The 16,456-nt window shown below is 37.5% G+C and carries 15 protein-coding genes; 6 read left to right on the top strand and 9 right to left on the bottom strand.

Annotated elements, in window-relative coordinates:
• Nucleotides 1-59: 59 nt before the first annotated feature.
• The 3 genes from glnD (at nucleotide 60) to AACV01_RS07385 (ending at nucleotide 4,020) form a co-directional block, all read left to right on the top strand.
• Nucleotides 60-2,705, top strand: a complete 2,646-nt coding sequence (glnD, locus tag AACV01_RS07395; protein ID WP_161682650.1) for a bifunctional uridylyltransferase/uridylyl-removing protein GlnD — start codon at nucleotides 60-62, stop codon at nucleotides 2,703-2,705.
• 34 nt (nucleotides 2,706-2,739) lie between these two features.
• Nucleotides 2,740-3,564, top strand: coding sequence for a 2,3,4,5-tetrahydropyridine-2,6-dicarboxylate N-succinyltransferase (gene dapD, locus AACV01_RS07390; protein WP_004245480.1), 825 nt, complete (start codon nucleotides 2,740-2,742; stop codon nucleotides 3,562-3,564).
• Nucleotides 3,565-3,633: 69 nt separating this feature from the next.
• Nucleotides 3,634-4,020 carry a DUF3461 family protein gene (locus tag AACV01_RS07385; RefSeq protein WP_004245482.1) on the top strand — a complete coding sequence of 129 codons (387 nt, stop codon included), beginning with the start codon at nucleotides 3,634-3,636 and terminating at the stop codon, nucleotides 4,018-4,020.
• A gap of 119 nt (nucleotides 4,021-4,139) precedes the next feature.
• Here AACV01_RS07385 and AACV01_RS07380 read toward each other — a convergent pair whose 3' ends face one another.
• The 6 genes from AACV01_RS07380 to syd all read right to left on the bottom strand — a co-directional run bounded on the left by AACV01_RS07380 (nucleotide 4,140) and on the right by syd (nucleotide 10,116).
• Complete coding sequence (locus tag AACV01_RS07380) at nucleotides 4,140-4,583, bottom strand: flavodoxin (protein WP_161682648.1); 444 nt, start codon at nucleotides 4,581-4,583, stop codon at nucleotides 4,140-4,142.
• Between the two features lie 71 nt (nucleotides 4,584-4,654).
• A complete protein-coding gene (locus AACV01_RS07375) occupies nucleotides 4,655-6,130 on the bottom strand; it encodes a hypothetical protein (protein WP_161682646.1) in 1,476 nt (491 codons plus the stop codon).
• Nucleotides 6,131-6,251: 121 nt separating this feature from the next.
• On the bottom strand, nucleotides 6,252-7,700 hold the full coding sequence (ptsG, locus tag AACV01_RS07370) for a PTS glucose transporter subunit IIBC (protein ID WP_004249509.1): 1,449 nt from the start codon (nucleotides 7,698-7,700) through the stop codon (nucleotides 6,252-6,254).
• 282 nt (nucleotides 7,701-7,982) lie between these two features.
• Nucleotides 7,983-8,762 carry a tRNA pseudouridine(65) synthase TruC gene (truC, locus tag AACV01_RS07365; protein ID WP_041701694.1) on the bottom strand — a complete coding sequence of 260 codons (780 nt, stop codon included), beginning with the start codon at nucleotides 8,760-8,762 and terminating at the stop codon, nucleotides 7,983-7,985.
• An 8-nt stretch (nucleotides 8,763-8,770) separates the two neighbouring features.
• Nucleotides 8,771-9,094, bottom strand: a complete 324-nt coding sequence (locus AACV01_RS07360) for a YqcC family protein (protein ID WP_004245488.1) — start codon at nucleotides 9,092-9,094, stop codon at nucleotides 8,771-8,773.
• Nucleotides 9,095-9,567: 473 nt separating this feature from the next.
• Complete coding sequence (gene syd, locus AACV01_RS07355) at nucleotides 9,568-10,116, bottom strand: SecY-interacting protein (protein WP_046334732.1); 549 nt, start codon at nucleotides 10,114-10,116, stop codon at nucleotides 9,568-9,570.
• Nucleotides 10,117-10,279: 163 nt separating this feature from the next.
• Here syd and queF point away from each other — a divergent pair, with 163 nt between their 5' ends.
• The 3 genes from queF to xni all read left to right on the top strand — a co-directional run bounded on the left by queF (nucleotide 10,280) and on the right by xni (nucleotide 13,340).
• Complete coding sequence (queF, locus tag AACV01_RS07350; RefSeq protein WP_004245492.1) at nucleotides 10,280-11,125, top strand: NADPH-dependent 7-cyano-7-deazaguanine reductase QueF; 846 nt, start codon at nucleotides 10,280-10,282, stop codon at nucleotides 11,123-11,125.
• A 91-nt stretch (nucleotides 11,126-11,216) separates the two neighbouring features.
• Complete coding sequence (gene ppnN, locus AACV01_RS07345; RefSeq protein WP_004249505.1) at nucleotides 11,217-12,584, top strand: nucleotide 5'-monophosphate nucleosidase PpnN; 1,368 nt, start codon at nucleotides 11,217-11,219, stop codon at nucleotides 12,582-12,584.
• Between the two features lie 6 nt (nucleotides 12,585-12,590).
• Entirely contained in the window at nucleotides 12,591-13,340 is a 750-nt protein-coding gene (xni, locus tag AACV01_RS07340) for a flap endonuclease Xni (protein ID WP_017827597.1), read from the top strand.
• Between the two features lie 88 nt (nucleotides 13,341-13,428).
• On the opposite strand, the gene rlmM is transcribed toward xni, so the two are convergent.
• The 3 genes from rlmM to AACV01_RS07325 are packed head-to-tail and all read right to left on the bottom strand — an operon-like array spanning nucleotide 13,429 to nucleotide 15,878.
• Nucleotides 13,429-14,526 (bottom strand): 23S rRNA (cytidine(2498)-2'-O)-methyltransferase RlmM, encoded by a 1,098-nt coding sequence (gene rlmM / locus AACV01_RS07335; RefSeq protein ID WP_004245495.1) that lies wholly within the window; start codon nucleotides 14,524-14,526, stop codon nucleotides 13,429-13,431.
• Nucleotides 14,519-14,914, bottom strand: a complete 396-nt coding sequence (locus AACV01_RS07330) for a DUF423 domain-containing protein (RefSeq protein WP_004245496.1) — start codon at nucleotides 14,912-14,914, stop codon at nucleotides 14,519-14,521. The genes rlmM and AACV01_RS07330 overlap by 8 nt, the downstream gene beginning before the upstream one ends.
• 43 nt (nucleotides 14,915-14,957) lie before the next feature.
• Nucleotides 14,958-15,878 carry a transcriptional regulator GcvA gene (locus AACV01_RS07325; protein WP_004245498.1) on the bottom strand — a complete coding sequence of 307 codons (921 nt, stop codon included), beginning with the start codon at nucleotides 15,876-15,878 and terminating at the stop codon, nucleotides 14,958-14,960.
• Nucleotides 15,879-16,456 lie beyond the last annotated feature (578 nt).

Here is a 16,456-nt window from a genome sequence, read left to right as displayed (position 1 = left end):
GGTTACCGTTTTAACATTACTCTTAATATAATCAGCATATATGAGTGAGATGATTAACTATGATAACCTCTAATACCTTTCAAACAGCACCACCGTCCCCTTCGTTGCTGACTGAAAATACGCTAGATAGTACTTTACTAAAACACTCTATTGAACAATTTCAGTTATGGTTAGCAGATGCTTTTCATCATGATGCTGATGTTGCTTTGTTACTACAAGCTCGTAGTCACTTTATCGACCAACTACTCACACAATTATGGCGTTATACTGAATTAGCGGATCACCCTGATCTCTGTATCATTGCCGTGGGGGGGTATGGTCGCCAAGAATTACACCCTCTTTCTGACATTGACTTGCTATTTTTAAGTCAACAGCCTCTTCCTTCCCAAATTGCCGAAAAAGTGAGTCAATTAATTACCTTGCTTTGGGATATCCGTTTAGAGATAGGTGTCAGTGTGAGAACGATGGAAGAGTGCCTTTTAGAAGGACTGTCTGATTTAACTATTGCCACCAATTTACTAGAAGCGCGTCTTGTTTGTGGTAATAACGCACTCTATCAACAATTAATTAAACATATTTTTAGCCAAGGTTTTTGGCCATCGCCTGATTTCTTTGCAGCTAAAATTGAAGAGCAAGAACAACGTCACCAACGCTTTCATAGCACCAGTTATAATCTAGAGCCTGATATTAAAAATAGTCCTGGAGGACTTCGTGATATTCACACCCTTATATGGGTCGCTCACCGTCATTTTGGCGCAACATCAATATCTGAAATGGTCAACTTTGGCTTTTTAACCCCTGCCGAAGGACAAGAATTACTCGAGTGCCAATATACCTTATGGAAGATCCGTTTTGCGCTACATTTAGTCCTTAATCGTTATGATAATAGGTTACTGTTTGATCGCCAATTAAGCGTTGCCCAACTTTTAAATTATCAAGGTGAAGGCAACCAACCTGTCGAAAAAATGATGAAGGATTACTATCGCGTTACTCGCCGTGTGAGTGAGCTAAACGATATGCTACTGCAACTCTTTGATGAAGCAATCCTCGCATTACAACCCAATGTTAAACCTCGCCCTCTTGACAAAGAATTTCAATTAAGAGGTACATTAATTGATGTTATAGACGATGAATGTTTTCTTAATGATCCTATTGCCATTATGCGGTTATTTTTACGTATGGCAGAGCATGCAGAGATAACCGGAATTTATTCGACCACACTACGCCATTTGCGTTATGCCCGTCGTCATTTAGTACAACCTTTATGTGAGTACCCACTAGCTAGACAAGTATTTATGCAAATCTTACGTCATCCTAGGGCGGTTTCGGGGGCATTTGTCCCAATGCATAAACATAGTGTATTAAGTGCTTATTTCCCACAATGGAACAATATTGTCGGTCAAATGCAGTTTGATCTATTCCATGCTTATACAGTTGATGAGCATACTATCCGTGTATTACAAAAACTTGAAAGTTTCGCTGATGATGCAAATCGAAACCGACATCCTCTTTGTGTCGATATCTACCCGAAACTACCTCAAATTGAGTTATTAAGACTTGCTGCTCTATTTCACGATATTGCTAAAGGGCGACATGGTGATCACTCTTTATTAGGTGCACAGGATGTTATTAGCTTTGCTCAACAACATGGACTAAATCAACGAGAAATCGCTTTAGTTGAATGGCTTGTAAGTCATCACTTACTTATGTCTGTAACGGCACAAAGACGTGATATTCAAGATCCCGATGTTATCTTCCAATTTGCCTCTGAAGTCAAAAATGAGAGCCGTTTACGCTATTTACTCTGTCTCACTGTTGCTGATATTTGTGCAACAAACAGTAGCTTATGGAATAGTTGGAAGCAAAGCTTACTGCGTGAACTATTTCTCGCTACGGCCAATCAATTACGCCAAGGGATGCACTCTATTCCAGATTTACGGGAACGTATCCGTGATCACCGTCAGCAAGCACTAACTATTTTACAACAGCAACAGGTCGATGAAGAAAAACTGCAAGCGATTTGGGCTCGTTGCCATGCGGACTATTTTTTACGTCATACTCCAGAGCAAATTGCTTGGCATGCTCAGGCACTTATTGAGCACAATAGTGCTGAGCCTATGGTATTGATTAGCCAACAAACCGAGCATGGTGGTACAGAGGTTTTTATTTGGTGTGCTGACCGGCCTTCTCTGTTTGCTTCTGTTGCAGGTGAGCTAGATAGACGTAATTTAAATATTCACAACGCACAAATTTTTACTAATCGCGACAATATGGCAATGGATACCTTTATCGTTTTAGAGCCTAATGGTAAACCACTGGCGATTGATCGCTATCATGCTATACGCCAAGCGCTTATTCGCGTTGTATCAGCCCCTTATAACGCCAATGCCAAAACCCGTGCTTTACCGGCTAAATTACGCCATTTTGAGGTACCCACTAAAATTAACTTTATCGCCTCTAACCATAATAAACGAACTTATATGGAATTATTTGCGCGCGATCGCCCAGGCTTATTAGCTATTATAGGTAAGGTTTTTGCCGATCTTTCTCTTTCGTTACATGGCGCAAGGATCACCACTATTGGTGAGCGTGTTGAGGATTTTTTTGTATTAACAGATAACGAAAATAATGCGTTAAACCAAAAAATGAAGGATGAAGTCGTAGAAAGGTTGACAAAAGCCCTCGTTTCAAAGGATAAAATATAGAAACCCACGACAATACATATAGGAAATACTATAGATGCAAGCATTACAATCTATTATTGATAACGCCTTTGAACAACGCGCTGAAATCACACCAGATAATGTTGAACCACAGGTACGCGATGCGATTAATAACGTTATCGCTCAACTAGACAGTGGAAAATTGCGAGTTGCTGAGAAAATTAATGGTCAGTGGGTTACTCATCAATGGCTAAAAAAAGCGGTTCTACTCTCTTTTCGTATCAGTCACAATCAAGTGATCGACGGTAGCGAAAGCCGTTATTTTGATAAAGTGCCAATGAAATTTGCAAATTACGATCAAGCTCGTTTTGAAAAAGAGGGATTTCGTGTTGTGCCACCTGCTGCCGTCAGACAAGGGGCCTATATTGCTCGTAATACGGTTCTAATGCCTTCTTATGTCAATATTGGTGCTTATGTTGATGAAGGAAGTATGGTGGATACATGGGCAACCGTTGGTTCATGTGCGCAAATTGGTAAAAATGTCCATTTATCCGGTGGCGTTGGGATCGGTGGCGTATTAGAACCTTTACAAGCTAACCCAACCATTATTGAAGATAACTGCTTTATTGGAGCACGTTCTGAAATTGTTGAAGGTGTGATTGTTGAAGAAGGATCTGTCATTTCAATGGGTGTTTATATTGGACAAAGTACCAAAATTTATGACAGAGAAACTGGCGAAATCCATTACGGTCGTGTTCCTGCTGGTTCAGTGGTGGTTTCTGGTAATTTACCGTCAAAAGATGGTCGTTACAGTTTGTACTGTGCTGTGATTGTAAAAAAAGTCGATGCTAAAACACGTGGAAAAGTGGGTATTAATGAATTGTTAAGAACTATCGACTAATATAATAACAGCGGATAGAATGAATTCTGTTCGCTGTATCTCATTCATCTTTCTATCTGGTGCCAATATATGTACGATAATTTAAAAAATTTAGGGATCCAACATCCTGAAGATATTGATCGCTATACCCTACGTCAAGAAGCTAACAACGATATTTTAAAAATTTATTTTCGCAAAGATAAAGGTGAATTCTTTGCAAAAAGTGTAAAATTTAAATATCCACGCCAACGTAAAACAATTTCTGATACTCAATCAGGACAAGGTTTTAAAGAAGTCAATGAAATCAACACTAACTTACGTTATGTGATTGAAGAATTAGATCAAATTTGCCAGCAAGATCAAGTGGAAGTGGATTTGAAACATAAAATCCTCGATGATTTACGTCACCTTGAGCACGTTGTTGCCAATAAAATTGCTGAAATTGAAGCCGATTTAGAAAAATTGACTCGTCGTTAATTAATTGTCTCAATTTTATAAGAAACACCGCTTATAACTATTCACAACTTAATAGTAAGCGGTGCTCTTTAATAAGATAGCCATGATCCATCAATTTATTGCTCAAGTAACCGATTAATTTAATTCAATAATGTAGCCCAGTTTTCCAGCCAATTTATAGCAAATACTTCTGGCTCGGCAATATCCATACTGTCTATTTTTAATATTTCACCAATACGCTTTGCTTGATGCTCTTGTAATAACGCTTCAAATTGCATACCTGCACCACAAAAATTATCGTAACTGCTATCACCTAACGCAATTAGGCCATAATTTAAATTAGGTTGATAACCAACATTATCTCGTAGCTCATAAAATAAAGGTGCTATTGTATCGGGTAAATCGCCTTGGCCGGTTGTAGAGCTTATCACCAGTACTGTTGAATATTTTTGCCAATCGGCAAGTGTACCTTCTTCATAGATATTAGCTTGATGTTTATGCTCAAGCAAAATGCGCTGCGCTTCTTCAGCAACCGCCAATGCATTGCCATAAACAGTACCAACAAAAATGCCAATTTTAGCCATAATATCCCCTATTTCATTTATCTCTAATCATAGTAAATCACATACTATATTATTGATATACAATTTATGCTCTATATTTCTTCTCTCTTTCTCTCTACAATAAATGATTTATAAATTTTATTCCATTCTATGCGCTCTTTAGAGAATCGCCAAAAAATATCGTTTCTAGGCATTGATTCATTTATTATTTTAGCTACTAATTTGCAAGCCCAGTCAGGTACATAATTATTTTTAAAATCTTTAGATTCAAGCAAAAAGAATAAGTCCTTATCCAATACTTCTAATTTTTTAACAGCATTATCATTTATCTCTTTTTTTCTTAGGTATTTATTTTTAAATAAGAATTTATATAATTTAAGGAAAAAACCTTTATTTTCCTTTAATGATTTATTATAAGAAGATAATTGAGAAGACATATCTTTTATATTATTAAAAAAAACCTTTTTAAAATCAATATTAATCTCGTTAACTGTAGTAAAATTAGATTTATATATTTCTTGATAAAAATAATGTAACTGATTAGATTTAAAATCATTCATCTTTTTTATAATTTCATTAAGTTTTTCAATTGTTATTTTTATGTCACTTAACTCTATCTCAATATCTTTTTCAGGTAAAAAATGACTATCTTTGTTAAAGACATTACATTCTTTTACTAAGGTTTCAATAGACATTTTGAATTGGTCAATGAGGTCGGAATTACAAGTACCATTATCAGTTTTAGAACTAATTAAATTAGATAGATTATCTATATACTCTACAGTTTTTAATAACCCTTGGCTAGAAGTAGCTAACAACTCATTCATTTTCTGTTTATCTTCATCAAGTTGTTCCATCAGGGCTGCTTTTTTTGATTTTTGGTTTTTTTTGGGGGGGGCTTTTTCTTCTATTTTATCAAGATTATTTTTATTATGAGAATCATCGTTTGTTATATCAGTATTCTCTGGTTCCTTAAAAATTTTATTCGAAATGGTAGTTATATGTTGATATTTAAGAGAATTATTATTATATAATGTAAATTCTGGGTTACGCCTAATTTTATTTACTATCTTTTCTATGTTATCAGAAATCTTTTTTTCTTTTTTAGAGATAAAATTATTAATTATTATATTATCATTACTAAATACTTTATTAAAAAGTGTACTAGAATTATCTTTATTCTTTAACAAAGAGGAAAATAATACATTTATATCATTAGTATCTTTCATTCCTGATACAATTACCTTATTATCAAGTATTGTTATTTTATCAGTTAATCTTTCTTTTTCAAGAATATCTTTTAATTCCTTTAGCCTATCTTTTTTTTTATTTTTTTCAAGTATGTATTTTTCCAGAGCACATTTCAACTCTAATTTAAATTTAAGAAATAAAACTTCTTTATCTTTATTAACAATCATAAAGTCTCTATTACTATTGCTTATAAGTAAAGATAAATCTTTTATTCCTAAAGAAATATCATTTTTTCCAAAAGAGATGTTTTTTTTATCCCCTATAGAGAGCACAAAAGTTTTATATTTATCATCTTTTCCAAATAATTTCATTGTCATTTAATCTCTTAAACTCTGTTTATGTTCTAAAATAATTACATAATTAACACCTATATTATTTCAATAAAAAAACACTCTTAGCTGATGCATAAGAGTGTTTTCTAATTTAGTCAAAAATAATTTATTTTTCAGTTGTACCTATAGACCTAATATATTCATCCATTTCAGTTTTTAAATTATCAGACTTAGGGCCAAAAATTGCTTGAATACCGGATCCAACCACCACAACACCAGCCGCTCCCAGTCTTTTCAACTCATCACGATCGACCTTATCAATCTCTTTTACACCAATACGCAAGCGTGTAATGCAAGCATCTAAGCTACTGATATTATCTTTACCACCGAAAGCAGCGACTAAAGATTGTCCCATCGCACTTTTATCCGCTTGTTTCGCGTTTTTATCTTCTACTTCTCGCCCTGGGGTTTTCAGGTTGAGTTTCACGATTAAGAAACGGAAAATAGAGTAATAAGTTATCGCATAAAGTATGCCAATAATTGGGAATAGATACAGTTTACTGCTATTGCCACTCAATACGATAAAGTCGATTAAGCCATGAGAAAAACTTGTACCGTCACGCATACCTAACAAGATACAAATAACAAATGCTAAACCGGCAAGAATGGCATGAATAACATAAAGAATAGGTGCTACGAACATAAATGAGAATTCAATTGGCTCTGTGATCCCTGTTAAAAAGGCAGTCAATGCCGCAGAAATCATGATCCCGCCAACTTTTACACGGTTTTCAGGACGTGCTGTATGCCAAATAGCAATGGCCGCAGCGGGTAGACCAAACATTTTAAATAGGAAGCCACCTGATAACATCCCCGCAGTTGGATCACCTGCCATATAACGTGGAATATCACCGTGGAACACTTGTCCTGCGCTATTTACATACTCACCCACTTGCATTTGGAATGGTACATTCCAGATATGATGCAGACCAAATGGCACTAACGCACGCTCAACAACACCATAAATACCAAATGCAACGGCTGGATTTTGATACGCTGCCCACTCAGAAAAACGTTGAATAGCAGTACCAATAGGAGGCCAAATAAAGGATAAAAGAATACCGACAAAAATCGCAATCAGACCAGAAATAATAGGTACAAAACGTTTACCTGCAAAGAAGCCTAAATACTCAGGAAGTTTAATACGATAAAAGCGGTTAAACATTGATGCGGCAATAATACCGGCAATGATCCCACCTAGTACCCCCGTATCAGTTAAACGTTGTATTTCAACACTATCAGGAGATAATCCTAAGACCCAAGGTGCCACCACCAGCATGGTTTTTGACATGATGCCATAGGCAACGACGGACGCAAGAGCTGAGACACCATCATTATTGGTAAAACCTAACGCCACACCAATAGCAAAAATCAGTGGCATATTAGAGAAAACCGAACCACCCGCTTCTGCCATCACTTGAGAAACAGAGACAGGGATCCATGATAGCCCCGCAGACCCAACCCCTAGTAAGATACCGGCAATAGGCAGCACAGATACCGGTAACATTAAGGATTTTCCAATTTTTTGTAAAACAACAAATAGGTTTTTAAACATCAAGCAGACTCCCGAATATGGGTTGTATGTGTTATAAGTTTTTTATTTGTTTAAAGTTAAGGTAGGTTTATTCAATTAACTTATCTAATAATAAGCTCTATTTATTTTACATCATAAAATAAATCCATTATTGAATATATGATAGCTGTCACGTTTCAGTTCATATCTTTTATCAATAAAAGTAACTTTTTATATTACAACCAGTTATTGAGGAATAAATATTGCGCAAACTATCAAAACTTAAGTAAATAAGTCTTGATAGTCACGAAAGGTAAGCAATATTCAAATATCAGAAAGTACAAAATGGTGAGCTAAATCCTCACCGAATTGCTCTAATTCGGGCTTTAGACCACGCCAGCCAAACTGATTAATCAGATGTTGCCATGGCAGATCCCACTTCGCTGTTAAGTTAAGTGGCTGTTGAGTGATCGGATGAATTAAGTTTAGCTGACTTGCGTGTAACATCAAACGATGTGATTGAAAATGATTTACGACCCCACGATTTTGTCGTAAATCGCCATGGGCTGTATCCCCAATAATAGGGTGACGAATATGAGACATATGACGGCGCAATTGATGCTTACGCCCCGTTTCAGGACGTAATTCCAATAAGCTAAAACGCGATGTTGGATAGCGCCCTATCGCCACTTCTTTTTCCACTTTTGCAAGTGGCACACAATGCGTAATACAGTGTTGAATTTTAGGGGGTTGAGAGGCAAATTTGTCAGCGATTTTGTCATGCTCTTCAACAAGTGGGCTATCAATTATCATTGGCTCTTCAACATAGCCACGCACAACCGCATGATACACTTTCTCCATTTGATGTTGTTCAAAATAGACTGAAAGTGTTCTTGCAACCTCGGAAGAGAGCGCCATTAATAGCACTCCGGATGTGGGTCTATCTAAACGATGAACAGGAAAAACATGCTGACCAATTTGATCTCTTAATGTCTGCATCACAAACACGGTTTCATGCCTATCAAGCCAACTGCGGTGAACAAGCCATCCCGCCGGTTTATTCACCGCCACAAGATATTCATCTTGATAAATAATATCTAGCATCATTGACCTTATTGCTTAAATAACGCATCAAGTTCACGAAGGTGATTGAGTAAATCAACATAATCACGCGTCTCATCGTCTTTAAATGCTTCTTCATAATAAGGTGCGATAGCAAAAGCCGTCGGCAATGCCATACCACTGTCAATAAGAGAAGATAAACGAGGGATCAGAACCCATTGCAACCATTCATGCGCCTCCATTGTATCAATACAAAAAGGCTCTGAGCTTGCAAAAGCCTCATCATTAGGTGCATCCAATTGCCATAACCCTATGTTTTTCATCTCTTCTTCAATTAATAACAGCCTTGCTAAAATGTGTTGTTCTGAGGTCATTGTTTATTCCTTATATAAAAACAGAATAAGCATAACATTGGGGCTGAAAGAGTGAAAAACAAATAGAAAATAAAGGGGCCGTAGCCCCTTTAGACAAGAAGATATGATTATCTAATATAATACCTGCATCCTAGCAGAACCGTTTTATTATCATCTGTCATCCATGATGATGAAAGTCTATATCCTGTATTAATGGAAATATCCTATTTCCTACATCCTTGATTACTTTCTTTATCACGGTTACCAAATAATCCCTTAGTTGGCGGAGGTAGAATGCCAATAATTGGTTAGTGAAACAACCCACAAAACAAAAGTAATCAATAAAGAAAAATCATCACGAAAAACAATGTATTATTAATCCATTGAATTTATTTAACAAACAAAAAAAGCATTACGCAACATTTGCATTTAGTAAGCTAAAGACGCTCTTTTTGTAAGATATATCTCACAGAAAAAATAGCTAAATGATTACCTTACTTATCAAAAACAGGGATTAATTTTGTTAAAAATAGTGATAAATTATCTGCAAGCACTTCCCTTTTCTTTTGACCAAAAGTTTCTAGTATTACTTCACCTGAAAGATTACATACAGAAATAATATCGTTTTCAGAGGCTGTTGTACCGATAAACAAAGTCGGGGTGAGCTTCAATCGTTTTTGTGTCACAAGGTGTCCGATCATGTTCTCTTGTAGGCGAATAAAATCCTCTTCACTCCAAATTTGAAGCAGAGTAAAGTTGAGCGAATCAAAACGGACTTGCATATCACCAGCATATTGCGTAGTAAAATAGTCATGTAATTCAGGGCGAATAATAATTCCCATCGCTTTTTCAACTTTTTCTAATTTATCTCGACCCGTAAAAGGCTGTGGTAACCAATAAACCACATTATCTCCGGTACGAGAAATACAAGGAGAAGGAACACCATAAAGCTCATGGCTGGCAGGAGGAAACCCTGAATCTTGTTGCCATAAATCAACATAATTTTGCGTAAGCTGTTTTAATTCAGTGGAAATATCATTCATCGTTATCATCGTCTGTAGGCATAAAAAAGAGAAATATATCCCTTATGTTACCTGATAATACCGGTAATTTTGAGCGCCAATAATAAAGCGTTCATATACTCTTGATATTTCGCTAGTATAATCACGGCTCTTTCCATTTTTTGATGACATTAGGATATCGATTATGTCTTTATATCAGGGAGATAAGGCTCTCGAAGCACTATCATTAGGCAAAGAAACACAATACCACACACACTATGATGCGAGTCTATTACAAGGTGTACCTCGTCGCTTAAATCGAGATTCACTCTCTTTAACTGCTGACAATCTACCTTTTCATGGTGGTGATATCTGGACAATGTATGAGCTATCTTGGCTCAACAGCCAAGGCTTACCTCAAGTGGCTATTGGCCATGTAGAATTAGATGCAACGACAGAAAATCTCATCGAATCAAAAAGCTTTAAGCTCTATCTCAATAGCTTTAATCAAACTCGTTTTGAAAATTGGCACATTGTTGAAGAAACATTACTCAAAGATTTAACTGCTTGTGCTAAAGGCAGGGTGCATCTAACACTTTACCCACTTTCCCATTTTACCTCACAGCCTATTGTCGATTTTGTAGGAGAGTGCATTGATAACCAACCTATTGAAATTGATAATTACCAATTCGATAGCCAATGGTTAAACGGATCAACAACAGATACACTGGTTGAGGAGACGCTTGTTAGTCATCTGCTAAAATCAAATTGCCTGATCACGCACCAACCTGATTGGGGATCTGTGATGATCCAATATAAAGGCAAAAAAATCGACCGTGAAAAACTACTACGCTATCTTGTATCCTTTAGACAGCATAATGAATTTCACGAGCAGTGTGTTGAGCGAATATTCCACGATATTATGACATTTTGTTCACCAGACACATTAACGGTTTATGCAAGATACACTCGCCGTGGAGGATTAGATATTAATCCTTGGCGTAGTAATTGTGAGTTTGTTCCAGAAACTGGTCGCTTAGCCAGACAATAACGTGAATAATGCCTGTATGTTAATATGATCTATGTTATACAGAGATCAGTTGCACTTCAGTTTGTTATTTCGGGAGAAAAAGGAGTCCTACGTGATAACTCATGTCAGCCCATTAGGTTCCATGGATCTGCTTTCACAGCTAGAAGTTGATATGCTTAAAAGAACAGCCAGCAGTGATCTTTATCAACTGTTTCGTAACTGTTCACTTGCAGTTCTCAACTCTGGTAGCCTTACTGATAGTAGTAAAGAACTGTTATCTAAATACCAAGATTTTGATATTAACGTACTGCGTCGCGAACGTGGTGTAAAATTAGAGCTAGTTAATCCCCCAGAAGATGCCTTTGTTGATGGAAAAATTATTCGCTCTCTACAAGCAAACCTATTTGCTGTACTGCGCGATATTTTGTTTGTGCATGGGCAAATAACTACGGCAAAACGCGACCTACATTTAAACCTTGAAAACAGCGCCCATATAACAAACACCATTTTCTCTATCTTACGTAATGCAAGAGCGCTGCATATCGATGAAGATCCAAATATGATCGTTTGCTGGGGCGGACACTCCATCAATGAAACAGAGTATCTTTACGGTAGAAAAGTCGGTAATGAATTAGGGTTACGCGAACTAAATATCTGTACTGGGTGTGGACCTGGAGCTATGGAAGCTCCCATGAAAGGCGCTGCAGTGGGTCACGCTCAACAACGTTATAGAAATAGCCGTTTTATTGGTGTTACAGAGCCATCAATCATCGCCGCTGAGCCACCAAATCCTCTGGTTAATGAACTTATCATTATGCCAGATATTGAAAAACGTCTGGAAGCTTTTGTTCGTATTGCTCACGGCATTATTATTTTCCCGGGGGGGGTAGGAACCGCAGAAGAGCTACTCTATTTACTTGGTATTCTGATGTCACCAGAAAACCAAGAACAAGTACTCCCACTGATTTTAACGGGTCCTAAAGAGAGTGCAGACTATTTCCGAGTACTCGATGATTTTATTGTTAATACCTTAGGTGAAGATGCACGACGTCATTATCAAATCATCGTCGATGATGCGGCTGAAGTGGCTCGTATTATGAAGAAATACATGCCATTGGTAAAAGATAACCGTCGTAGCACAGGGGATGCTTACAGCTTCAATTGGTCAATAAAAATTAATGCGGACTTACAACATCCTTTCGAGCCAACTCATGAAAATATGGCATCACTTAATTTAAGCACGCACCAATCTCCTGAAAAGCTGGCGGCTGATTTACGCCGTGCATTTTCCGGTATTGTTGCAGGTAACGTAAAAGAAGTGGGAATGAAGGCGATAGAAGCTCATGGCCCTTATAAAATCCACGGCGAAAGCGATATTATGCGCCGTATGGATATTTTATTGGCGGGTTTTGTCGAACAGCATCGTATGAAGCTACCTGGTGGTAGTGCCTATCAACCTTGTTACGAGATCATCAGCTAATTAATTATGGTACATTTGCTGATCATTGATGCATTAAACCTGATCCGCCGTATTCATGCGGCATCAGGTTCTTCATGCCTGACAGTGTGTGAACATAGCGTGAATCAATTGCTTAATCACACACGGCCTACTCACGCGGTTGCTGTTTTTGATGAAGATGATAGGGAAAATAGCTGGCGCCATCAGTTATTGCCGGAATATAAAGCAGGCCGCTCGCCGATGCCGGCTGATCTGCACCAACAGCTTCCAGAAATTAAAGCAATGCTACTTAACTTAGGTATAAAAAGCTGGCATTCAGGAGGCGATGAAGCGGATGATGTAGCCGCAACCTTGGCCACGAAAGTCGCTCAAGCCGGACATAATGTGACCATTATTTCAACAGATAAAGGTTATTGCCAATTACTTTCTCCTGCCATACGTATTCGTGACTATTTTCAAAAACGCTGGCTCGATCTTGAATTTATTAGTCAAGAGTTTGGTGTTAAACCGACACAATTAACTGATTATTGGGGATTAACAGGCGTTAGCAGCAGTAAAGTTTCCGGTGTCCCCGGTATTGGCCCTAAAAGTGCAACAGAACTTTTGCAACTTTATCCTAATTTAGAGTCACTGTATCAACACATTGATGAAGTGCCCAAAAAATGGCAAACCAAATTGAGTGATAATAAAGAAGTTGCTTTTATTAGCCGCCAAATCACCACACTTCGTACTGATATTCAGTTAAACGGTAATTTACAACAGTTACGTTTAAAATAGTTTAATCAATAAAAAGGCTAACGCTCTGTAATAGAGAATTAGCCTGTTAATGATTTACTCATCAAAAGATGAACTTAACTCTATGAAGTTAAAACTCGCGATCAGGACGATAAGCAGCCCAGATATTTTGGATATGTACCGTGATCTCTTCTCTATCATGATATAAATGCTTAGCCTGAATTTTAGCATTAATGCCTTTCTCAGCTAATTCAGCTCTAATTTTATCAAGGATATGCGCAACTTCTTCATAACGCTTTTTCATCGGTAATTTTAAGTTGAAGATTGCTTCACGACACCATTCATTAACTATCCACGTTGTCATTAATGCAGCCACTTTGGCAGGCTTCTCAACCATATCACACACCAGCCAAGTAATATTCTTTGACGTCGGCTCAAACTTAAAACCATCAGCTTGATGGTGGCGCACTTGTCCTGTTTCCATTAAAGAAGGAGCCATAGGACCATTATCAACGGCATGCACCATCATGCTACGTTTAACTAATTGGTAAGTCCATCCTCCCGGACAAGCCCCAAGATCAACCGCACTCATCCCACTGGCTAAGCGCTCTTCCCACTCTTCATAAGGAATAAAAACATGGAACGCTTCTTCAAGTTTTAAAGTTGAACGACTTGGTGCATCGGCTGGGAATTTTAATCGGGGGATCCCCATATAGAATGGCGAGTTATTAAAGCTATAGGAATAGCCCACGTAACAACATCCCGGAGCAATAAAAAAGACATGGATCACCGGACGGCTATAATTTTCAACTTTTAATAAGATCTTTTCTTTACGTAATTGATTACGCAAAGGAACCGTGAATTTGCGGCAAAACTTTAATAACTCTTTGCTTTCATTGGTATCAGCGACTTCAACACGTAATTCACCTGCTTTTTCTGTACTACCTTTTAGCTGGTCAATAATGGGAGTAATACGATCTTCTGGTGGTAAGTTCTTTAATAATTCACCACAAACAAATAATTGGCGTGCGAAGATAAGTCCTCTAAAATCCACATCACGAGCAATTTTATCTGCATCACCTTCTTGATAGCATTCAAAAATGACGTAACCACTTCCCTCTTTCACTCGAGAAAAGCCATAAACACCTATTTGTCCTGCCTTATCCGTTATCTCCGCCGCGCACTCTTTTTCAAAACCAGGGCGACAATATAATGCTACTTTATTCATGGCGAGATGCCGGTGTCCTTAGACGCAAAGCGCCAATAAAAATTAAAATCCAACCAATAAGAAAACTAAATCCACCAATTGGCGTAAAATAAGATAATAACCTAACCTGTGTTAGCGCCATACAATAAAGGCTACCACTGAAAAGTAAAATGCCTAAACCAAAGAAAATACCTGCCCAATAAAGCCATAAAATGGTTTTGCGCATTAATATCGCCGCTAACCCTACAAGTAGTAAAGTATGTACGATTTGATAACGCATAGCTAACTGAATATATTCCCAATGCTGTGGCGATAAATGAGGGGCTAATTTATGGGTAGCGAATGCCCCAAAAGCCACATAAAAAAAACCACTGATTGCGGAAAACATAAGCAATGTACGACTATTCACTGTTTATTCCTTCCTGTTAGGAGCTAATTTACCTAAACAAATATTAAGAAGTTGCCAATAATCCTAATTTTTCCTGTTCATTTGCCGCTTGAGATAAAATCCATTGACGGAAAGCAGCAATTTTTCCTAATTCAGCCTGACTGTCTTGGCAAACTAAATAAAAGGCATTTTTACTGACAAGCACATCTTGAAAAGGCCTAACTAATCGACCTGATTCAATTTCACTACGAGCCATAACATTATTAACTAATGCAACACCTTGTCCGTGTACTGCAGCCTGTATCACCATAGAGCTATGGCTAAAGATAGGCCCTTGTTGCACATTAATCTGGTTTTGGATCTCCAATTGACGAACATAAGCTTGCCAATCACGACGCGATGTATCATGTAACAGTGTATGATAAATCAGATCGGACGGGGTTTTTAGTGGTTTTTCACCTGTCAGCAAAGAAGGAGCACAAACCGGAATTAAATATTCGGCGTAAAGACGATCAGTACGCAATCCAGTCCAGTTCCCGCGGCCATAAAAAATAGCCACATCCACATCATCAGCAAGCTTATCTTCTTCGCGATCAACCGCCTGAATACGGACATCAATCCCCGGATAAGCCTGATTAAACCCTGATAACCTCGGTACTAACCACTGAATAGCAAAACTCGGCGATAAGCTCACTGTTAAAGCCCCTTTCGCGCTTCGTGCAAGTAATTTTCTTGTCGCTTCATTAATTGAAGAGAAAATTTCTTTGATATCAAGATAATAACTTTGACCTTCTTCGGTCAGTAACAAAGAACGATTGCGTCTTCTAAATAATTTTAGCCCAAGAAATTCTTCTAATGTTTTAATTTGATGGCTAACCGCTGCTTGAGTCACGAATAATTCTTCAGCCGCTTTAGTAAAACTTAAATGACGTGCTGCCGAATCAAAAACTCTAAGGGCATTTAGTGGAGGTAAACGTTTAGACATATTCTGTTGTGAAACCCCTATTTTGGCTGTTGGTAAACCCTAACGTTAGTTATTAGTTTTTTTTATGCGAAGCATTATAATTTGTCCCTTGATGATTAGCCAGTAAATACCTATAGTACTCGCACTTCCTAAGCCGGAACGAAAAGTTGTGTAGTAGCAATACTGCAAAACTTTTGGCTTTGTGGTTGTGATGTTGTGTTTGCAAGTTGTCTGGAAATTCCAGACTTTGTAGCTGATGCTACTGTTTTTTTTCACTTCCTGTACATTTACCCTGTCTGTCCATAGTGATTTTATAATGCACCGCCAAGGCGGTGCTTTTTTTATATATTATTTTTCTCCAACTTCGCAACGCTGACGGACTGCACATCCTATTTTTATGCTAAATGCGCACCTACTTAGCTATTATTATGCTAAAAAAAGTGCAACATCTTTTCTCCATAGGCAATAACAGCGCTCAGTAGATAAACATCTATTCCATTTTCGATGCTATAAACAAGCTCACCTTTATCGTGTTACCATAAGAATCTATCGCAATTCACAGTAAACAAATTAGCAATTTCATTATAAATAAATATTAT

Source organism: Proteus sp. G2609, assembly GCF_963896135.1.
Lineage (GTDB): Bacteria > Pseudomonadota > Gammaproteobacteria > Enterobacterales > Enterobacteriaceae > Proteus > Proteus mirabilis.
This window is presented reverse-complemented; position numbering and strand designations above follow the sequence as displayed.